The 21,663-nt window shown below is 31.0% G+C and carries 18 protein-coding genes; 14 read left to right on the forward strand and 4 right to left on the reverse strand.

Features of this window, described 5'->3' with window-relative positions:
- The first annotated feature begins 38 nt into the window (after window positions 1-38).
- Together MSU_RS01685 and MSU_RS01690 are read left to right on the forward strand one after the other, a co-directional pair.
- A complete protein-coding gene (locus MSU_RS01685; RefSeq protein ID WP_013609794.1) occupies window positions 39-3,758 on the forward strand; it encodes a DUF3713 domain-containing protein in 3,720 nt (1,239 codons plus the stop codon).
- 9 nt (window positions 3,759-3,767) lie between these two features.
- On the forward strand, window positions 3,768-7,277 hold the full coding sequence (locus MSU_RS01690) for a DUF3713 domain-containing protein (protein WP_013609795.1): 3,510 nt from the start codon (window positions 3,768-3,770) through the stop codon (window positions 7,275-7,277).
- A 45-nt stretch (window positions 7,278-7,322) separates the two neighbouring features.
- Here MSU_RS01690 and MSU_RS01695 read toward each other — a convergent pair whose 3' ends face one another.
- Window positions 7,323-7,955 (reverse strand): DJ-1/PfpI family protein, encoded by a 633-nt coding sequence (locus MSU_RS01695; protein WP_013609796.1) that lies wholly within the window; start codon window positions 7,953-7,955, stop codon window positions 7,323-7,325.
- Between the two features lie 328 nt (window positions 7,956-8,283).
- Here MSU_RS01695 and MSU_RS04735 point away from each other — a divergent pair, with 328 nt between their 5' ends.
- Both MSU_RS04735 and MSU_RS04740 read left to right on the forward strand, forming a co-directional pair.
- On the forward strand, window positions 8,284-8,739 hold the full coding sequence (locus tag MSU_RS04735) for a nicotinate phosphoribosyltransferase (RefSeq protein ID WP_237696916.1): 456 nt from the start codon (window positions 8,284-8,286) through the stop codon (window positions 8,737-8,739).
- Window positions 8,740-8,848: 109 nt separating this feature from the next.
- On the forward strand, window positions 8,849-9,322 hold the full coding sequence (locus tag MSU_RS04740) for a nicotinate phosphoribosyltransferase (RefSeq protein ID WP_237696905.1): 474 nt from the start codon (window positions 8,849-8,851) through the stop codon (window positions 9,320-9,322).
- A gap of 6 nt (window positions 9,323-9,328) precedes the next feature.
- Here the strand turns inward: MSU_RS04740 and MSU_RS01710 are convergent, their stop codons facing one another.
- A complete protein-coding gene (locus tag MSU_RS01710) occupies window positions 9,329-10,312 on the reverse strand; it encodes a CPBP family intramembrane glutamic endopeptidase (protein WP_013609797.1) in 984 nt (327 codons plus the stop codon).
- 391 nt (window positions 10,313-10,703) lie between these two features.
- On the opposite strand from MSU_RS01710, the gene MSU_RS01715 reads away from it, so the two are divergent.
- Complete coding sequence (locus MSU_RS01715) at window positions 10,704-12,104, forward strand: MFS transporter (protein ID WP_043885151.1); 1,401 nt, start codon at window positions 10,704-10,706, stop codon at window positions 12,102-12,104.
- On the opposite strand, the gene nadD is transcribed toward MSU_RS01715, so the two are convergent.
- Together nadD and MSU_RS01725 are read right to left on the reverse strand one after the other, a co-directional pair.
- Window positions 12,079-12,678 carry a nicotinate (nicotinamide) nucleotide adenylyltransferase gene (gene nadD, locus MSU_RS01720; protein ID WP_013609799.1) on the reverse strand — a complete coding sequence of 200 codons (600 nt, stop codon included), beginning with the start codon at window positions 12,676-12,678 and terminating at the stop codon, window positions 12,079-12,081. The two genes, MSU_RS01715 and nadD, sit on opposite strands and share 26 nt — an antisense overlap.
- 6 nt (window positions 12,679-12,684) lie before the next feature.
- On the reverse strand, window positions 12,685-14,202 hold the full coding sequence (locus MSU_RS01725; RefSeq protein ID WP_013609800.1) for a hypothetical protein: 1,518 nt from the start codon (window positions 14,200-14,202) through the stop codon (window positions 12,685-12,687).
- A 184-nt stretch (window positions 14,203-14,386) separates the two neighbouring features.
- On the opposite strand from MSU_RS01725, the gene rpsB reads away from it, so the two are divergent.
- The 9 genes from rpsB (at window position 14,387) to cgtA (ending at window position 21,647) form a co-directional block, all read left to right on the forward strand.
- Complete coding sequence (gene rpsB, locus MSU_RS01730; protein WP_013609801.1) at window positions 14,387-15,175, forward strand: 30S ribosomal protein S2; 789 nt, start codon at window positions 14,387-14,389, stop codon at window positions 15,173-15,175.
- 5 nt (window positions 15,176-15,180) lie between these two features.
- Window positions 15,181-15,618, forward strand: coding sequence for a transcription antitermination factor NusB (locus MSU_RS01735; RefSeq protein WP_013609002.1), 438 nt, complete (start codon window positions 15,181-15,183; stop codon window positions 15,616-15,618).
- 74 nt (window positions 15,619-15,692) lie between these two features.
- The gene (locus MSU_RS01740; protein ID WP_013609802.1) at window positions 15,693-16,154 is read left to right on the forward strand and encodes a hypothetical protein; all 462 of its coding nucleotides are present in this window, start codon (window positions 15,693-15,695) and stop codon (window positions 16,152-16,154) included.
- 13 nt (window positions 16,155-16,167) lie between these two features.
- On the forward strand, window positions 16,168-17,433 hold the full coding sequence (locus tag MSU_RS01745) for a NusA N-terminal domain-containing protein (RefSeq protein ID WP_013609004.1): 1,266 nt from the start codon (window positions 16,168-16,170) through the stop codon (window positions 17,431-17,433).
- A 61-nt stretch (window positions 17,434-17,494) separates the two neighbouring features.
- Complete coding sequence (infB, locus tag MSU_RS01750; protein ID WP_013609803.1) at window positions 17,495-19,219, forward strand: translation initiation factor IF-2; 1,725 nt, start codon at window positions 17,495-17,497, stop codon at window positions 19,217-19,219.
- 4 nt (window positions 19,220-19,223) lie between these two features.
- Window positions 19,224-19,568 carry a ribosome-binding factor A gene (locus tag MSU_RS01755; RefSeq protein WP_013609006.1) on the forward strand — a complete coding sequence of 115 codons (345 nt, stop codon included), beginning with the start codon at window positions 19,224-19,226 and terminating at the stop codon, window positions 19,566-19,568.
- Between the two features lie 13 nt (window positions 19,569-19,581).
- Window positions 19,582-19,860: a hypothetical protein gene (locus MSU_RS04745; RefSeq protein ID WP_013609804.1), complete on the forward strand. Its 279-nt coding sequence runs from the start codon at window positions 19,582-19,584 to the stop codon at window positions 19,858-19,860.
- A 38-nt stretch (window positions 19,861-19,898) separates the two neighbouring features.
- The gene (locus MSU_RS04750) at window positions 19,899-20,456 is read left to right on the forward strand and encodes a hypothetical protein (protein ID WP_013609805.1); all 558 of its coding nucleotides are present in this window, start codon (window positions 19,899-19,901) and stop codon (window positions 20,454-20,456) included.
- An 18-nt stretch (window positions 20,457-20,474) separates the two neighbouring features.
- Window positions 20,475-21,647 carry an Obg family GTPase CgtA gene (cgtA, locus tag MSU_RS01765; RefSeq protein ID WP_013609806.1) on the forward strand — a complete coding sequence of 391 codons (1,173 nt, stop codon included), beginning with the start codon at window positions 20,475-20,477 and terminating at the stop codon, window positions 21,645-21,647.
- Window positions 21,648-21,663: the final 16 nt, after the last annotated feature.

Genomic DNA, 21,663 nt, shown 5'->3' on the forward strand with positions numbered 1-21,663 from the left:
CCTATTATTTATTAAATAATTTAAAAAGAAAAAACTAAATGCTTTCTCTTTTTACATTAAAAAAAGCACTCTTTACTGCAGTAGTAGGGACAGGAGTTTTAGCTCCTGTAGTTGCTACTTCTCCTATAGTTAGAGAGATACAGCATTGAAATAATGATGTATCTCCTCTAAAAGAAGGACTTAAAGACTTAACAAATATCAATATATATGACCAAGTAAGTGCTTCTAAATTTCTTCAAAAATCACTTATAAATTCTGAAGCTCAAGAAGGATTACTAGAATCCTTCGTTCAAGAATTATCTAAGAGATGATATCTTTCTCAGTCTTCCGACTGAACTTATAAGCAATTAAAAGAGTGGGAAGTTCAACATGAAGAACAATTCCAAAATGCGTGAGAAAAACTAAAACCTAAAAATCCCCAAAGGGACTTTTGGGATAACTATTGAGGATCAAAACAAAGTATGAATTCTTTTGGACTTCGTTTCAAAAGTTATGAACTTGTCAAAAAGTTCCTAACTTTTGTAAACAGATTTGATTTCAAGATTAATTCTCAACAGCAGTGAAAACATGATTCTGACAATAATACAGATATATGTAAATATTTCTTAAGTAAGGGAGATTTTGTTTATCCTTCAAAAATTGAAAACAAATCTAATTGGGATAAAACAGGGTTTTATCCGACAAGACAACATTCTCAAACTGAGGGATCAGAAAGAATGATTTGAGGAAAATATGATTTCCTCAATTGAAGTTACAGAAAATGATTCGAAGAAACTCTTCCAGTTTACTTCTGGTTAATTAGTTGGAACTATAACCAGAATGCTACAGAAGCAGAATTAAGAGAAAAATATGATTTCTCTTATTTAGGAAATAATGCTCCTGCTAGAGCAAGTTATTCTTTCCCAATATTTTCTAAGGAAACTATTGAGAAATTCAAATCTTTCTTATCAAAAATAAGTAAGAATGGGAATGGAACCCATAGTTCCGGAGATCAATTAAATCTAGAAAAACAATATGTCCCAATTTGAATGGGAGACCAACCTCAAAATGGGACTTTAATAAATATCTTTAATTCTTTCGAAAAGAATTCAATAGGTTCAGCTTTAGTATCTAGTTACTTAGTAAGTAAAAAAATTAATGGGAATGACTCCCACCAAAGAGGTGGTAGTGTTAGTTCAGAAATAAACAAATTAACTCTAAAGGGAAATAGCTCTCAAAATAACTTCAATGATCCAATTTCAATATTTTTGGAAAATAAATCCAATTTAACTCTGAATAAAACCCTTTGGTTTGATTCTTCAATTGTTAAGAAAAATGATAAAAGTGCGAATCATATTTATGATGTCAGAGAAACTGATACTAAGTGAACTTTCTTTAGAGATCAAAGAGGAGTTCATGCAATAAAGCTAGATGGAGAAGAAACTTGAGGAAGTAGTAATGGAAAACATCTTGAAGAATTATTCAAGTGATTTAATTTCAGAAATTTACAAAATATCTGAAATAAAAAATCTTCTATTTCTCTCGAAAAAGTTATTTCCACTTCAGAAGACTGAGTGGAAAAATTCTCAAGTTATTTGGACAGTAACTTTAATAGATTATTTGCGGAATTCTTTATTACAAAAAGTGATAAATCACCTCTATTTGATTCCTTAAGGGATAAAGAATATTTCAAGAAGTATTCTGATTCTCTCAGAAAACTTCTTGAATTACAAACTGAACAGAAAAATTATTCCAAAATTATTCAACTTAGAAGAAGAATAATAGAAGCTTATGGGGAAAAAGATTGAGAACTTAAAACTTCTTGACTTTTAAGTAGTTATGCGCAAAGCCATTTAAGAGAAGGATTAACTTCTCCTTTCGCCTACAATATATCTTCTTCTGGGGAAGAAAGATTCCCAGATCAGGAGAAAGTTTTCAAAATTTCTTTCGAAAAGAATTCGGATGTTGCTGCACAACAAGTTTCAGTGGATGATTCTCAATCCAGCAAAAACAATAAATATTTAGAAAAACTTTCTGCTTACTATGAATCTGTAAAAACATTACTTCAAGATCCTCAAATTGATTTGAGAGTCAGAAGTAATGGTTTCAATATCCAAGATAGTCAAAGAGTCTTTTTGAGAGATCCTATCTTTGACTTCTTGCTAGATAAATTGTTTTCTCAAAAAGACTTCATTAACTACATAGTTAAAGAAGATAAGTTGCTAGGAGATACTAATTTTTTTGGAAGCAATAAGTTATTTGTAAAGAAAGGTCAAGAACAACCTTCCACAAAAACAAGTTGAGATGATATTTTGAAATTCAATAAAAATATCCCTCAACTTGATTTGGTTAAGACTTCTGGAAGTGAAGCTAAACCAAGTAATGGACAACCTTGTCAATTAACTGATTATTGAACAAAAAGCAATATAGAGAGGGCTGAAAAATCTTTTGAGTCAATAATGAAAAAATATCTTTTCAGAAATTATTTGCGAAAAATAGGAGATAATTACTTTAATTTCTGAATAGAGTTTCCTGAATTTAGGGATAAAAATTATGTTTCAGGAACAGAACAAAAATCACTCAGTGATTTTCAATTGTTCTATATTTGGCAAAAAAACAATCTAATAAACATTAAGGAAAAAAACTCTTTGTTAGATTTCCTAATATCTTTGGATTACATAACCAAAGATAAATTTAGAAATCTTCAAAATACACTAAAAAATCAACTCAGTGATAAAAGTAAGTACCATTACTTACTTTTTGAACTAGATAAAAGTAAAGACAGTACAACCAACAGGATAGCCAGTCCTTTCTTGCAAGTAAGTGAGAATTATTGAGGTGGCTTTTCTGATTCTAAAAAAGATTTGAAAATGTCAATTAGAAGTCAATGAAAGAGGGGGGCAGAAGTAAATGAAGATGGAAGTAGCTTGTCAGATACTTCATCTTCAGGAAAGAGAAAAGTATCTGTAATTCTAAAAACAGTGAAAAAGAATCAGGATATAAATCCTGATGGGAAAGAAAATCTATTTAATTTTGAGAAACTAGATGATCTAATAAGTTACATAAAAGGAATAAATAGTTTCAGTAGATTAGAAGATCTAATAAATAGGCTATATCAAATAGATAGCAAGATATGACCTTCCTTCTATAGAGCTGAATCTATTTATTGATCAGATAATGGTCAAAGTGGTGGTACCACTACTGAAAGAAAACTTTATTTGGAAGATAAGAAGAATGCTCTTATCTACCAACTAAAAAATATGAACCAATCACTTTATGCTTCCAAAATCTTTAGTAAAGAAGAAATAGGAAAAATATTTGGAGATAAGAGTTTAACTCAGACTCAACCAGTAGCTCAAGCTGCACAAGTTTCTTCTTCAAGTGGATCTAGTGATTCCAATTCTGGAGGAGGTTCTAGCGGTTCAAATAGTGGAGGAAGTTCTGGGGGAAATTCAGGAGGCTCAAGTTCCGCTCCTTCAAATGGAACAAATAGTGAAAGCCAAAACCCTTTAAGTCAAGAATTCTTTAAGAGAAAACAAGGATATGCTAATGGTGGATACTATATTCAAATTTCTGATTCCGATTTTTCTTCAGAAGAAAAACTATGTTCTTTATTTGGAATGCTTCCTGAAGAAGTTCTGACAGAACTTCTAATTCAGGAAACAGAAGAAATAATTAATAAAGAGGGAGCAGAAAAGAATTTCTTCTCCAATACATATAAGCTAAAACCTCATGATGTTAAGTTCAAAAATCATATAGATAGTAGACACTTGAATTAGTTAAAAAATATGCTATTTTTTAGAAAACTAATACTCCTCGCTATATTGGGGGGAGGGGCCGGAATCCCTATAGCTAAAGCTGTTGGGACTCCAGAAGAAAAAATAGAAATGACAGAATATGAATCAACGCTTAAGCGTTGAAGAAATATTTTGGCTTCTGTTCCTGGAGATAATGAAACGGAAAAAGTTTCACTTCTATTCTCTAGAAACTTAACTACATTCTCGGAAAACACAATTTCGAATGTAGTTAAGCAATTACTTATGGAGTGAATTATCAAAATTTGGCAGAATCCCGAGGGATTCCACCCAATATCTCAAAAACTAAATAAGTTTTTCTTTTACTACCACTTTCATTATTGGAAAACTAAGAATGATTTAGATGATTTTTCCTGAAATCTAGTAAAGAATTTCTTTACTGATTTCTTCTTCGGGGAAAAAGGTTGATTCTTGTTATCCCAATTTGGAGATTTCAGAGAATTTGTGTTTCAAGAATGACTGAAAAAGGAAAAACCTTTTTCAGTTTATGAGTGAAATATTAAATATTCTTCGGATGGACAAGGTGAAAAAACCTTTTCTTCCGAAAATTACAGAAGTATTAGTAAGAGTACCAATAAAGATTATTTGTGACCTAAATTTGGAGAAAACTCCAAATATAGGGAATTTATGACGAATCTTAAAAATAGTAAGCCTATGGAATTTAATAAGCAATTCCGAAAGAAATTGCTTACTATCTCAGAACTTCAAAAAATATCAGATGGAAGAAAGTTAGCAACTTATCTCCATCTTTTGAATTTGAGTTCTAATGGATTCTCAAAAGACATTATTGACGAATTTGACTTAACTAAGTCAAATTCTCAAGATGTTCTTCAAAACCCACTACTTTTGTTCTTGGAAAAATTACCTAAAAATAATCAATCATCTCAAACACAAGAGCAAAACAAGCATTGTTTGCTAGTTGAAAAATCAGTCTTTGATGATAATTTTTGGAAGAAAATCCCAGTTAAGAATGGAGGAAGTAATGGGGCAGATCAAGCATGCCTTTATGGAATAAGAGAAATTAAGACAGGATTCATATCCGGAGTTAATAAGATCTTTGCCTCAAGAGAGGCAGATGGAATTAATTTCTATTACATTCCTAGAAATAATAAATTAAATTCTCAATATTTATCCATTGACTCAATGGATAAAGAAATTAAAGATCAAGTTATTGATTTCCTAAGCAATAACTTTGAAAAAACATTCTTCAAATATCTTCTATCTAAGAGTTCTTCAAATTCAAGTTTTTCTTTCAAACTAACTCTCAATAATGGAACTAAAACTGAAGAATGAAGTTTCAAGGAATACTTTGAAAAACACAAAGAAATATTTAAGTTAATTAATGAATACTTAGACCAACTTTACTGAGTTGGAAATATAAAGAAATTCTCAACTAACCTTTCATCAATTTATAAGGAAGTTCCAACTTCCTTTAAAGTTCACTCACCACAAACTGATTCAGATAGTAGCGATAGCAGTGATAGTTCACAGGAAAATGAAAAGATGATTCTTTTGAAACCTACAGATGGACTATTTAGTCCTCACCCATTTAAGAGAAAAATTGATACTTCCGAAGAATCTTCGGAAGAAGAAATTAAGTTTGAATCTCTAAGAAGAAAGAGAAGAAGTTCAGAATCTCAAAAAGAAAATAATGGATCATCAGAAAGAAAAAATGATGGTTTTTATGTAAATCTATTTAGTCCTTTTATGAAGGAAACAGATATATATAGTTTGGAGGAAAAAGCTAATGACTTAAAAGAAAAACTTAAGGGAGAAAGTAAATCTGAACTTCTAAAAATCTCTTCACTAGAAGAGACTTTCAAGAATGAGCCACTTCAAAGAGCTCAATTAGAAAAATTATCAGAGAATAAGTCTCTAATAATGAATACCTTATTCCTAGAAAAAATAAGAGAATTGTTTAGCAAGCAAAATAATGAAAATCCTGAAGAAAGTAGTATTTCAGAATTAATTTCAAGTTTTTCCAAATTCTTGGAAGAAAACTTGAAAAATAATGAAGAATCAGAAGAAAGTGAGGAATCTGACCAAGACAATAATGGAGATAAATGAAGCAAAATAATTAATCACACTTTCTTCCTAAATAGTTGGCTAAATTTGCCAACTGAAGAAAGATCTATATTTGGGAGCTACAAAAAATCTAATGAAGACTCTGAAGAAGAAGGGCAAGAGGAAGGATCTGAAAATGAAAAAAATTTAAATCCTTTAATTACTAAATCTAAGAACTCCTGAGTTCTTAGAAATTATTACTTAAGTGATGGAGCTTATGAAAGTAACTCCAAAAGCAATCAAGAGTTACTTTCTTATCTTTACTCTATTTATTGACTAACTAAAGATAAGAACAAAAACCTATCTAAATTAATCAATCATATATTTAGTCAAAGTTCAAACAAGAATGCTTATCTTGTTTGATTGAAAGAAATTGACCAAAAGAAAATAGAAGAATTAACAAAAGAAGAGGAAGGGGATTACTCCCAAAAAATAAAGATTTTACCTTCTTCTTTTGTTAGTGAATTACCAACAGATTTGCAAAACCCATTGTTATTGGGCGAAATGCAATTGTCTAAAGATAAGGAGGAAAAAAATCAAGAAAAAAGTTTTCACTCCAATAAAACAATCTTTACAGCTAAAGCTGCAAAAAAGAATGTTTCTGAAGAAAAGGAAAGAGAAGGTGATATGAAATTAAGTGGATTCTTAGGCCTTATAGGGCCTAAGTTTTCAACTAGAGAAATTCCAGAAGAATTAAGACAAGCAATTTTTGATAAATTCTGGAATTCAAACAGCTATAAGAATACTAATTTTTCATCAGAAAAATCTGATGAAGAAGGAGAATCATCTCAGCAAAATAGTCAAATTCTAGAAGGTCTTTTCTTCGAAGACAATTGAAAAACTAAGTTAGAAAATAATTCTGATTTGAAAGAGCTCCTAGGAGCTCTTCACTTAAAGAGAAAACTTAAAAAATATCTAAATATAGAAGATCCAATTAGACCTACTTCAACATTGCTACAAGCTCTTCATTCCTATCATGAACAACATAAAAGTAATGAAGAGTTTGATGTTGATTATTGAACAATTGAGGAATTAAAGAAAAAGATTTCAGAAGTTTTGGAACAAGATAATAATCAACAAGTTCAAGTTGCAGAAGGTCAACGACAAGAGGGACAGCAATCCCCTCTTGATACTAAAAATCTATATAGAATGTGAAATAGATTTTCTGGATTCCTGCAAACAGGAGTCCAAAACAAATCACCTTATATATTCACAATTGATAAAGGAGGTCAAAAGAAAAACTATTTGACTTTCCTTTATCAAGTAAATCAATTTGACTTTGAAGAAGAAAATATTGGAAAACTAAAAGAAAATTTGTCAGAAGAAACAGTTGACCTTTTGATTTCACTTCTAGCTTCCAGCAAGGAAGCTAGAGAGTGAATCTACAACAACGAACTAGTAAGACAACTTAATACTTAGTTAATTTTTTTAATTAACTAAGTAAAAAAACTAAAAACTTAAGAGTTAATTAGAAGAATCTAAAGGAGAAACGTAATCGTAAAGAATAGTTTTAGCTAACTTAGTAGCTTCTTCTCTTCCGCAGAACAGTTCAACTACTAAGAAAGCTAGTTGTGTAGCGCAACTAGCTGCTTGAGCAGTTATAAATTTTCTTTCATGATCAATAACTATTGGCTTATCAATTCAAAGCTTGGAGTAATCTCCAATTAGTTTTGGCTCGTTATAGCAAGTAAATTTAGTGTCTGGGTGCAGCTCTCTTTCCAAGATAGAAAGCATAGAAATAGGAGCTGCACATATAGAAACTAATCATTTATCTGGGTTTTTATAAAACTTTTTAATTGTTGTGTGTAGCTTTGATTCACTCAAGTCTTTAGCTGTCGCTGGAGGCGACAAATAAGCTCTAAAAGCTGGACCACCAGGGAAGAACAATACATCATATTGTTCTAAATTAGTCAGCTTTAATTTGAAGTTTGTAGTAATCTTCATATTTGAATAATGCAAAGTTGCATTATTCTTAACTTCACAAGAAATTGTTTCTACTACAAACTTAGCTCTTCTTCAGATATCAAATGGAATAATGAATTCCATATCCTCAATGCCATTTGCGGCTAAGATTCCGATTCTAACTATCTTAGACATATAAGATATTTAATCCCTTATATAAAAACTTTATAAAAATGGTGGAAGCAATGGGTCATTCTCCCATCTCCGATAAAAGTTCCTATTTTACTTCCCCCTTAGAGTGCGACTAAGACCCCTTCCTAAAAGTTAATTAAAAACTTTTAAACAGTTAGAAAGTAACTACTTGCTAGACTGCCTAGACCGCTTCCGACTAAATTAAGTACGTTTGTTGGATTTAATTTAACAGTTTAAGGTACTGCTAGACCTGCCACAGGAGAAGTCGAACTTTTACGTCAATTGTAAAAATACTCCCATAAATAAGGATAAGGTTTTAAATTAATTGGGGGTGAAAGGAAGCATCAGAAAAATTATTTCGAGTTATTTTTTTGATGCTCAGGAATTATCATCCTCATACTCTGAGGATATTGTTACTATGCAATTCTTTCAAAGAAAGGATGGAGTCATCCTTTCTGGAATAAAAGAAGTTCTAGAACTACTAGAAGAAGAAATTAGTTCTAAAAACATAATTGTTAGATATCTAGAGGAGGGAACTCAAGTAGATAATTTAGAAGTAGTTCTAGAACTAGAAGGAAAGTACAAGTATATTGCCATCTATGAGGGACTAATAGATGGAATACTTTCAAGATCTTCTTCTTTAGCCACAAATGCAAAGCAATGCATTGAATCAGCTCAAGGCATTGAAGTTATTTGTATGGCAGATAGATCTGACCATCACAGAAACATAAATAATGACTGTTGATCTTATTATGTAGGAGGTATTAGAGCTTTTTTCAGCTCCTAATCTTAGGAGCTTTCCATACTATAAGGATTTACCTACATTTATTAGGGAAAAAATAAAGGTTTATCACTCTCTCCCTCACGGAGCTATCCAAATATTTGAGGGAGATATAGTGAAAGCAATGAAATGCTATCACAAGACTCACCCAACTCTTCCAATAATTGCTTTAGTGGACTTCAATAACAACGTAATTGAAGACTCACTAAAGGTATTAAAAGCATTCGGAAGAAAGTTGAAGGGAGTGAGAGTAGATACTCACCCCACAATTAAGGATCAGTCACTAAGTGACTTACCCGATAATGAAGAATATAGAGGAGTAAATACTACTCTAGTTAATAGACTTAGATCAGCTTTAGATGCTTCCGGAGGGAAGCATGTAAAGATTTATATTTCTTCAGGATTAACTCCTGAAAGAATAAAGAAATTTATTAGAGAGAGAATAGAAGTTGATGGATTTGGAGTTGGACAATTCTTAACAAGTGTTAATGTATTCTTTACTGGCGACCTAGTTAAGTTAGGAGATAAAAAAATATCTAAATTTGGTAGAACTTGAAGAGAAAATAAGAGACTAATAGAAGCTCGCTAAAGAGAGCTAAATAATTAAGTGGGACTTTGCGGCGGCCCCTTTAGCACTAATTTTCACTAGAAAAATAATTAGTGTACATAAATTGTGGAGCGAATGCAATGTTATGCTAGTTCAAATATTTCTGAAATATTTATAAGTTAGAGCAAAAAACATTCCCCCAACAAAGTAAACAGTTAAGTGAAATATAGTTTCTTGAGTCACACTCATGTGTGATATAGCGAAAAGAAGAGAGCTTGTAACAACAGCTATATTTGAGAATTTAGCTGTTTTTAGAAGAGCTCTTCTATAAATTAATTCCTCCACAACTGGAGCAATCATAACAGTGTTAAAAGCTGCAAACAAAATGTTTTCAGTTTTTGACATTTTATTTTCTATTTCTTCTTGATTTCTAGTTCCCTCAACACTAGGAAAAATTAATTTCATTACGTGATAAATAGATATAGCAACAATTATTTCTATAAGTAGTAAACCAAAAATTCTTCCTAAAAAGTATCTAAGTCTAGAGGAGTCAAAATTACCATATTTATCCTTGTAAAGAGAAAAGAGTTGACCTTTTAGGGGAACTCAAGAAGATCTCATATACATAAATGTGTTGTAAAAAACTCCAACTGTTGTCATCAACATAAAAACACTCTTAATTTCTTCTCTATTCCCATTCTGAGCCCAACTTTGGGCTAAATGAGAGAAGATATCAATTCCAGGTCTAATTGTTGCGTGAAATAACCAGAATTTACATTCTGGTAGATATTTATCGCAAAACTGTTCTAGTTGGAAATTATCTTTTCTTTTTATGTATATGAAAAGGAAAATAGATCCAATGGCAACTAAATAGAACAGTTTTGTTCAATTTAGAAAAAGATTTCAAAAAGAGAATTCAAGGCCATTGGAGGCCTTCTTTCCATTTAAGAAGGAGTTATATAGAAAAGATGAAACAACTTGAGAAGTTGAAAGACTAGTTTGCGAACTTAATTGTTGCGAAGGAAGTATCATTCCATTCGCAAAAAAAGTAATAGTAGAGAGAAATAATAAAAGAAAATCTAAAAAAAAGGGTAGAAGGAAAAATAATTGAATTCAAAGGTCTAATCTAAGATTTTCTTTTTTTTATTCAATAAAAATTATTAATCTAAAATTAATTAGTTATTCAAAACACTAAAAAGTAAACCCTATAAAAATAGGTTAGTAATGTCTTTTTAGGATTTTGCTAGCTTCTTTTAGGTTTAGGGAGACTCTCCCGTTTTGGCCTCCAGAGAGAACAAATAATAAATATAAGCTAAATCTTAATTTAGATTTAAAGGCCTTCTATCCGAAGGCCTTTAATATGTGAATTTCACTATTTTTTGCCTACTGTATGTTCTGTACAAACTGGCTAATTTTCTCTAAGATGACTGGGGATTCTTCAAAATCCACTGGTTGGGCAGTAACTTTTCCTGAAATTTCGAAAGGAGTAGCTTCAGAAGCTGTTAATTACTCAATTACCATTGCTAGAGGGATTTTCACAATCCCAGCTTCTTATATATTGCTTAAGTTAGGATTCCGAAAAGCCTGTTTGATGGCTTGCGGATTAGTGACAGTTTCACTTCCTTTAATTTTTAGCCCTCATTGAACAGTTTTGATTTTGGGAAGACTAGTTATGGCGGCTGGAGGAACTCTAACAATTATTTACATATCTCCTCTTTTATCTAAATTAGTTCTTCCAGAAAAAAGGAAGAAATTAGCGGCTTGAAACGGATTTACTTTCGCCCTTTCAGGGCTATTAGTAAACCTTTTGTTCATGATTTCTCCAGTATCTACTTTCTTAACCAAACATTGACAGTGAACTTCTTCAATTACTGCTCTATTTTCTTTTATTCCCTTAATTGTTTTCTACCTAAACGGTAAGGATTTTGAAATAGTTTCTCTTAAGGAGAAACTGACTGTAAGTAAGCCAGAAAACTATTTCACTCTCCTGAGAGAAAAAGAAGCATGAATGTGAATTCTTGCTTATAGTTGTCTTCTGGTTGTTTCAGTTCTCTTTTCTTCTTTTGTTCCTGGAAAGTTGAAAGATATGATTTCCGCTTTAGGAAATGGAGGGACAGAAAAAAATTCTCAAACTTCATCAGTTGTTGATTGAAAATCATTATTCACTGTAGTTTTCTTTTCTGGAACATGTTTCGGCCTTTATTTCCTAGGAAAGTTGAACTTAACACAAATTCAGAGAACATCAATTGTAAAGTGTTCTCTGAATTTGATGTTGGTTACTTGAGTATTTATGGCAGGAGCAGCAACTCTTATGCACTTCTTCGGAGGAACTAGTGATTACATTTTTTGATTAACAAATGTAATTATTTTTGTTGGAGCTTTCTTCCTGTCCTTTTCAGGACTAGGAATTCAGTCAGTACTTCTATTTATTCCGCTGGAATATAAAAACTATAGTACTCAAAAGACAGCTATTTTCTTTAGCTGTCTGTGAGGAATAGGATATATTATCCTGACAGGATATTACATACTAGCATCTATTTTGGCCAGTTATACTGGCCCTCTTTCTTCTCTGTGCTTCCTTACAGCACTTATTACTTGCTTCTACTTAGCTGCTTGCAAGCTAAGAGAATCAAGACCAGAATATGTAGATCTAACTGAATACTTTAGATTAAGAAGAAATAGAAGCTTCGCTACTCAAGCTTCTATGAATGTTCAAGAATTAAGAGAAGTTAAAGGATTAGAAGAAAAATCCTTTAAGAGATTGATGTACCTATTGCTTCTTCACAATAAGACTCCAATTAAGTATGTAGGTACAACTTCTTAGACTTAATATATTTTTGCACATTTTTGTGCAAAAATTTCTTTTTGCCGAAAGTCCTAAATTGTGAAGAAGAAAAAGGAACATAACAGTTATTTAGTATTTGAACATTAGAGATTTCTAGCTTCTCGAAGTAAGATAGAGTTTTTTCAAGAGAAAAAGGTTTATTTCTCTTGAACATAACTGGAGAAGCTAAAGAAAACAATTCTCTAATGTTTTCTCAAGTATGTAGTGTTGGGCAATGATCTTCTCCGAAAAGAAAGTAAAGATCAGAGGAAGAAAAAAGATTTTTAAAGTGCTTCACTGTAATTATTGACTCTACAGCTTGTTGTAGATTCAATTCGAAAGAAGACACTATTGTCTTCTTTTTGGGGAAAGATAAGTTAATCATTTGCAATCTATCTGCTGCAGAAGCATAAATATTTTTGGGTTTTTCTACTGACTGATATGCAGGAATAAATATCAGTCAGTCTAATTTGAGCTTTTTAATTGCATATTTAGCTAGATAGTTGTGACCTAAATGTGGAGGGTTAAAAGACCCTCCAAATAAACCTATTCTTAAGGGTTTATAGGGATACAGGAATTGTTATCAGTAACAATAATCTTCATTGTCATTTCTAAGTGATTTTCATCTAATGAGTTCATTATTACTTTCCCCCCATACAACAAGTTTTCCTCCTGCTTTACCTTCCTTACACTTTTTAATTCATCTTTCTTTTTGACAAGTTTCACACTTACATCTCTTATCGTGCTGTATGGATGAAACTTTAACTCAATCTATTGCATTACACATTTGATTCTTAATAACTTTTAGATTTTCATCACCAACTTCTTTCTTAACAATTCATTGTCTCCATTCTTCACTTAATTTTCAAATTTTTCCTATTATTTCCTGAAGTTTTTCGAAATAGTCATTTTTAGAGTCATTTACTTTGTCCAAGTAAGACAATATTTGTCTATTTATATTTGGAATTCGTTCCTCAAATTGTCTCAATTTTCGAATATTAGTTAATAATTTGTGACTCACCATTTGAGAGAATAATCATCAAGAGTGGAATAAGTTCTTCAGGAAAATGTGAGAAAATTCATAACTTGTAAATACAAGAATAGGGTCTCCCTCTATTCTTCAATTCTCAAGGTTTGGGTTTTCATTTTGACCTATACCAATTCAAATGCATTCTTGAGAATGCAATAATTGTTGTCTAACTCTCTCCCCAACAATGAAGAGAGCGATATCAAATCTTTCAGTATTGTATCTAGTTTCTTCTAGTAATTTAGTTACTTGCTTCTCTAATTCTCTTATGCATTCAATACCGTTAAAAGACTTCTTAGAAATATTAGAAGTCTTTAACTCTATAAGTATTTTCATGCTCCCAATACCTTCATCTATATGACCTCTAGCTCCATAAAAACGAATTAGGAAGTCAGCTTTCTGACCTAATTGGTTTTTAGGTTGCTTACTTAAATCCACAAAATGTGGCATTCAAATAGAAAACACTTGCTTAAAAATGTTTTCTCATTCTTTTTCAAGTAGTTTTCCGCTCATAGGACCATCTTTCTTATTTTTGCTTGCATTTAGTTTTGACTGATCTATTAGTTCTTTATTATCTCTCCAATAAGTGATGAAATCTTTTAATGTTTCAGTATCACTAAGACCTCAACTTCTACAGGAATCATAGAAGTTGATGAAAAGAGAATAATTTTTTTGATTCTCTTTTAAGCTATTTATCATGTTGCTCATTCAATCTTTTTCTTTCACTAAGTCTCTTTTTTCTTCTTCCAGAATAGAGATTTTGCTATTCTTTCTGTTAATTTCGTCAATTAGTGAATTCTTTTCTCATTCGAATTCTTTCTTAATTTCTTCTCTTAAGTTATTTTCTTTCTCTTTTGCAAAAGCCGATTTAGCATCTTTTGCGAAATCAACAAGAAGATTAAGTTGACTGGAATCATGTTGATGAGCTATTTCAACTTTTTTGATTTCAGCTTCTTGTTTTTCTTTATTATTTTTTTCACTAATTTTTTGCTTATAAATTAGTTGAAAAACATAAGAAGAAGCTAAAACAAGAGCTGAAACTACAACAGATACAGGAATTTCTCATGACATACTTTCTACTTCTTTTTAATTAAGAATTAAGGAGTTTTGTGTTCTATACTATTAAATTTTCTATTTAGAAATTAAAAAGAAGTAGGTTTGTAAAAGTATTATCTTTATATATGTATGAGCAAATTAGAGGTTAGGAGATAATCTACAAACATTAAATTTAAATTTAGATAGTTAGGTATTTTTAATGAGTAATAAGAAGGAGTTAATTTCTCTTGAAAAAATGATTGAGTTTGATCTTCATTTAGGAGCTAAATCAAGATTATGAGAGCCAAAGATGGCTCCATATCTACTAAAAGAAGAATACAAGAAAAGACACATTATTAATCTTGAAAAGACAATGGAACACCTTCAAAGTGTTTATGACTATCTATATGACCTTTCAAGATCAGGTCTTGAAATTATGTTTGTTTCTTCAAAAAATAAAGTAATAGCTGATATTGTTAAGGAATCAGCTAAAAGAGTTAATGCTTTCTATATCACTCAAAGATGATTGGGTGGATTATTCACTAACTTCAAACAAGTTAACAAGACTTTAAATAAGTTAACTGAGCTTGATGATTTTCTTAGACAAGAAAATCTTCACCAACAGTTAACTAAGAAAGAAATTTCTCAATTAAGAAAAAAGAAGCAAAAAATTGAAAAGAACTACGATGGAATTAAGGGTCTTTCTAAATTACCAAACGTTTTGGTAATTTTCAATCCAGTAAATGACTTAATTCCTATTAAGGAAGCTAAAAAAATGGATATTCCAGTAGTAGGAGTAGTTAATAGTAACAATAATCCAGAAATTATTGACTTCTCAATTCCGGCCAATAATTTCTCTCCTAAGTCAATATATTTAATAGCTAACTTACTATGCGATGCTATTGCTGAAGCAGTAGGACAAGAAACTTTAATAGCTTATAAAGATGACAGTATGATAACTTTACCTGAACATCTAGAGTTGTTGTCAACTACTCACAATAAGAGATAAATGAATTGAATATTGAGAGTGAATCCTCTAATAGGTTTACAAGACTTCAAAAGAGGATTCACATCTGCGAAGCTATTTATTCAGATCTAATCTGAAGTGAGCTCAATGAATCTAGAAAAATTGGTGAAGTTGGAAAAAACTTTTGAAGTGATTTTGAATGACGTATTTTCAAGAAATACATCAAAAATAAAGACTCATTTATTGAGCAAATCAATAATCTCTTACGAGATGATTGAGATGTTGGGAGACTAAATCTCAGTATTCTTGCAATACTGTTGGAAGCATTTTCAGAATACTCAGTATATAAAACTACACCTGCAGTTTTAATTCAACAGTCAGTTCAAATAGCAAAGGATTACGGAGAAGATGAATACAAATTAGTTCATGCTGTAATAGATAACTATATAAAAAAATTACAAATACAGGAGAGGGAGGAAGATTAGTACTTAAATGGAAACACAAATATTGATATTATCTAGTTGTTAGTGTCTTTGGTCCTGCAATTGCCCTTGCTGTCATGGTTATTCTCAAAAGTAAAGGGACATTAACAAATGCTGGAGATACAGGTAGTTGAGCTACACTCAGTGCCAGCTCACCAATATTCTTAACTTTCTTTTTTCTTTATGTTCACAGATCTTTTAAAGAAAACTATGGATGTAAAGAACTTATCAAGCCTGAAAGAATGAAATACTTTCATTCTGGGCTTGTTTCATCTTTTTGTCTCTTTGGACTATATTTAATATTATGGATAGTTGCGTGAAAAACAAGTTCGGAAATAGCGTGGTATGTTGCTCTTCCTTTAGTAATGATTTTGGGAGTAGTTACTTTGGTTTACCTATCTCTTTATGAGTTCTGTATTGCTTTCGATGTTATGTACAGTCAAAACAAGAAAGAACTTGTTCATAACTTACTAGAAAGAGTTGCTGGTAAGAAAATAGAAATAGTAGAAGAGGAGGAAGGAGAAGAAATGGAAGAATAATAGTAAAGAAACTATGCATATAAATCACAAGCAATTTTTAGAAGCAATAACAAAAATTTCTAAGGAGTACTCTCTAGAAAAGAGTACTATTTCAGATTTCCTAAAGGAATCATTTAAGTATGTTTTTGAGAGAGAATATTCTGATAGTCTAGTTAAGTTGGAAATAGATCTTGAAAATTGCAAGATAGAACTTTGAAAAGAACTAAAAGTAGTTACTGAAGAATATTTTTATGGAGAAGGTATGGAAGATAGTGAATGCTTAATTCCAGTAAGTAAGTTGCCCCAAAGATATCAAAAGAAATTAAAGGTTGGACAATATTATTCAGAACCTGTTAATTTGGAAGATTTAAGTACAAAAATTGTTAAGAATATACTTTTCCACTTCCAAAAATTAACACTTGAAACTGTTAACCAAAAAATTCACGAAAAGTGAATTAGTAGAAAGGGAGAAGTTTTTGAGGGAATGGTAGAAAAAATCTTTGAAACTAAGGAAAAACTTCCTAAAGAAATTATTGTGAGCTTAATTGATCCTGAAAATGAAGCTCACACAACTAAAGGTATTGTTTATAGATCAGACTTAATTCAAGCTTTATCCAATGATGGATATAGACTGTATGAAAATTTAGTTCCAGGAAAGATTTACAACTTCGAAATTAAGGAAGTTCTAGAAAACTCAGCTGGATGTCCAATTATTCTTTCTAGAACTAGTCCAGCAATAGTTAAGTATCTTATGAAGAAGCACATTTCAGAAGTACATGATGGATTAGTAACCATTAATGCTATTGCGAGAATTTCAGGAATGAGAAGTAAAGTACTTGTAAGCACTAAGAACAACAATATTGACCCAGTAGGTTGCTGTATTGGTCCAAAAGGAAATAGACTAAAAGTTATTTCCTCTCAACTTCTAAATGAAAGAATTGATGTAATTCTTTGGAATTCAGACCCAATCAAGAATATTATTAACGCTTTCTCAGGAACAAGAATTTTGGGATACAAAATTTCTGAAGAAGAGGAAAATTCAATTACATTAATTACAACAATAGACAATCTTCTTCTTGCAATTGGCAAAAGAGGAACTAATGTTAAATTAGTTTCTCTATTGACTGGTTGAAAGATTTTCTTGAAAACTATTCAAGAAGCTAAAGCTGAAAGAATTAATTATCTTCCAATTGATAAAGACTGAGATGCAAAGACTTCTGACATCTCAGGAAGAATCTACAAACTACATAAGTCTAAACTTAAAAAGAGTTCAGACGAATTTAATATAGACGATAAATAATTTAAGTAGTTAAATCTTTTTCTCTAGGTTAAAAGCCTAGGGAATCTACTCAAAAATACAAATGGCGCACTTCCAATATAAAAATAAAGCTGTTTCAATTAAGTATTTCTCAGAAAAAACTGAGATTCCAATTGTTGAAATTATTAAATATTTCTTCCTTAGAGGAATTGAAATGAATTTGAATTCCTGACTTGATGAAAAGCTCTGCAGAGAGCTTTGTCTAGAGTTTGGTCTCAAATTCATTAAAGAAAGTGAAGAGAAGCCTAAAAATATTTATCTTGAATCCTTTGGAGAAGAAGATGAGTCCAAAATTGAGTGAGTAAAAAAAGATCCTGTAGTGGCCGTTATGGGCCACGTAAATCACGGAAAAACTACACTACTTGACAAGATAAGAAAAACTAATGTAGCCGCGAGAGAATATGCAAATATTACTCAACACATTTCTTCCTATCAAGTTAAGTTTCAAGATAATTTCATTACCTTCTTAGATACTCCAGGTCATGAAATTTTCTCAAAACTTAGAACAATTGGTGGAGTTATTGCAAACATAATTGTTCTTGTAATAGCTATAGATGATGGAGTCCAAGCACAAACTAAGGAAATAATTGAGTACTACAAAAGTCATAAATTAAAGTTAATTGTTTTTGTAAATAAGGTTGATAGGGGAGATACTTCCCTAGAAAACATAAAAAAACAATTAACTTCTGAAGAAGTAGAACTAGAAGAATATGGAGGAGATGTTATTCTCCTGAAGGGATCAGCTAAAACAGGTTTAGGAATTCCAGAACTTCTTGAAACCATTTGCTTAGTTTCAGAAGTTGAAGACTATAAAACTACTTTAGCTCCTCCAGTAATGGGAGTAATACTGGAATCAAAAGTAGAAAAAGGATTAGGAGCTATAGCAGAAATTATTACAGTTAGGGGAAATCTAAAGGCTGGCGATTACATAGCTGGGGAAGGAATATTTTGCAAAATAAAAACAATTACTGGAGAACAAAAAGAGAGAATTTCTCTCCTTCAACCATCAAAACCTGCCTCTATTTCAGGTTTTGATAAATTACCTCCTACTGGTCAAAAATTCTTTTCTTTTGCAACTAAAGAAGCTGCACTAGCGCACTATAAGGAATTAGAAAGTAATAGAGCAGAAGAATATAGTCACACAGAAGATAGTGCGCTAGCTAAGAAAGATGATCCAACTCACTTTTCATTCATTATTAAAAGTAGAGTTTCTGGATCATCAGAAGCTATCCAAGCTTTCATATTGAGATTCAATTATTCAGTTATTTCTATAGGAAGCGGAGAAATAACTGAAGCAGATATTAAATTGGCTTCCATTAAGAAAGCCATAATTGTTAACTTTGAACAAAAAATTCAAAAGAGAGTGGAAGAACAACTAAATTTCCTAAATGTGAGTTTCTGAAACATTAACTCCATTTATGAGCTAGAAGAAAAAATACTAGAACATAAAGAAAAACATAGAAGAATTGAAAAAATTGAAAAAATTCTCGGAAGATGTAAGGTTATTAGATTGTGATCTCACTCCAGAATTGGGACAATTGCTGGTTGTTCAGTGACATTTGGAAAAATCCAAATGTCAGACAAAGTAAGACTTATAAGAGAAGGTAATCAATTAACAAAGACAACAATTAAGTCTTTTAAGATTGAGACCTTCGAAGTTAAGGAAGCTTCTGAAGGTCAAGAGTGTGGTATTGTTCTAAATAACTGAAATAATGTAGAGCTAGATGATGTAATAGAAAGTTATGAAATAATAGAAAGAAAGATTTAGGCTTTTGAAAGCCAAACAAGAAAAACTCTCTAAGGAGATCTACATTGTTATGAAGAGAATTTGACTTACAGAACTAGATGAAAAGCTTTATACATTCATAGGTATAAATCACGTAAAATTAGCTCCCAACTTAAGTACTATCGTAATTTATGTAGATTTAGAGTTATTGAAAGACAAGCACTCTTCTAAAGAAATACTAGATAAATTACGAAAGTTAACTCCTTTCTTGAAGCACAGACTAATTGAGAAATTAAGTCTTCCGACTTATTTCAAATTAGTCTTTGAAGAAGATCATTTCATAAAACAAGCCAGAAAAGTAGAAACACTCATTAATCAGGAATTTAATTAGAGTTCTATTAAAAATGAGTGACGGAGTTAAGAGAACTCTAGAGCAAATAGAAGATAATGAGTTAGCAAAACTATTTTTATATAAAAACTATGAGTCAATTAATAGTCAGGAAGCTGATATATCTGACTTATTTGTTCATGCTAGAGAAGAATTTTTTGAAGAGAATCCAGCTCCCAGTGAGGAGCTGTATTCAAAAATTCAAGAAGAGATTGCAAATCACTCTCCCTTAACTAGCAAGATTGAAAAAACAATTCAGAATTACAAAAAAAGGAGGGAATTAATTAAAAAATAAATTCAGCTTTAAGCCTAAAGCTGAAAAAACAAGAAGAATTGTCTAGTTTTAATATTCCCTTCTTGGGAGCTGACTATAGATACTTTTATACTTATTTATCTCAATTCAAGAAGGAATTAAAAAATTCTTGAATTGAGTTCAATGGATTTGTAGAAGTAACTCTAAAAGCTCCTGGTAATTTCACAAAACTAAAGAAATATGAGTTGGGAGGGGCAGCCATACTCCTATTTCTTTTAGTTCTTTTATTTATTGGAAAGGGATTCCTTTCCAATTGGGATAAATTAAAAAGTCTTAGTGAACATGTTTCTTTTTTCTCTGGTTGATTACAATCTATAGCAATTATTTCTTCTATAGCTTGTATAGCTATAGTTTTTCCCTATATAGTATTGGGGATCTTTTACTTTATCAATATAAATTACCTCTATAAATCCAAGTATTATCACTACTTCATAATACTTTGTGGATTTATAGGGGCAGTATTATTCCTTACTGCTTTTTGTAATTTCTTACTTTATCAATATATAACCTACTTTGGTGGTTGAGGAATAATTGATATTAATTATTTGTCTTCTTCTAATGGAGTTGCTAAGAAATAATTAAGTAGGTTATATATTATGTCTTCATATGTGAAGATAAAGTTGCAAGCTGGAAGGGGAGGGGATGGAATCATCTCCTGAGCAAGAAATAGATATAACTCTAGAATGGGACCTAATGGTGGAAATGGTGGAAATGGTGGCTCTATTTACCTAGTAGTTAATAAAAAAATAAATGATTTTTCTTCCATCAATAGATATCTTTGGAAAGCCGAAAATGGCTTTCCAGGACAAAGAGATTCTAAGTTTGGACTAAAAGGAAGAGATATCTCTATAGATATTCCCGAAAATACTGAAGTTTATGATTTTGGAGAAAAAATAAAAAGAACTACAGTTACTAGTGATTCCCCTACCTATTTAGTATGTAGGGGAGGAAGAGGGGGTAGGGGAAATAAATCATTTAAAAGTGCTAGATACCAATCTCCCCAACTTTATGAGTTGGGAGAAAAAGGAGAGCAAAAAGAAATTTTACTAATATTATCCAAATTTAAGAGAATTGGAATAATTAATTTGTTAGACTCTGAAAATAAAGCCCAAAATAATTGAGAAAATTTAAGGGAAGAACTTTGCTCTCAATTAAGTGGAATAGAATTCTTTGACTTTCCGTCAGAGATATTTAGTAAAAACATAAATGATTTTTACTCTGCACATCTAGAGCTGTGCAGACTTTTTATATGTGTCATTCACTTTGATTTTTTGAAGGGACTTCAAAATCTTTTACTTTCAATAGAAAATAAATTAAAAGAAAGAGGTTTTAGTAAGTTATTAAAAATTATTTATTTCGATAATGAAGAATCACTGGAGTTAAGTGATGATTGCATTTATATAAATAATTTAGGTGACAGTGATTTTTCTAAAGTATCTTCAAAACTAAATTGAGAATTATCTCAATTTCAAGGATTACCTTGTTTTAAGTCCTCTCAAGTTATTGATGAGGAGGGATTTATTGAGTACTCTGACGAGATACTCCCTGAAAAAGAGGAATTAAAAATATTAAAGAATGAAAATGTTTGAGAAATTCAGTCCAGTAGATTAAACTACTGGACTTCTAGAATACCTCAAACAACTTGACACAATTTAGAACGATTAAGAGAAAAATTAAAAATAGAGGAAATAATGAAAATTCTAAAGAAACAGGGAGGTATTGAGGGAGAAATTATAAGAATTTATAACTTCGAAACAACAATTTACTAATTATCTTTATTAGTTA

This window comes from Mycoplasma suis str. Illinois (genome assembly GCF_000179035.2).
GTDB lineage: Bacteria > Bacillota_I > Bacilli_A > Mycoplasmatales > Mycoplasmoidaceae > Eperythrozoon_A > Eperythrozoon_A suis.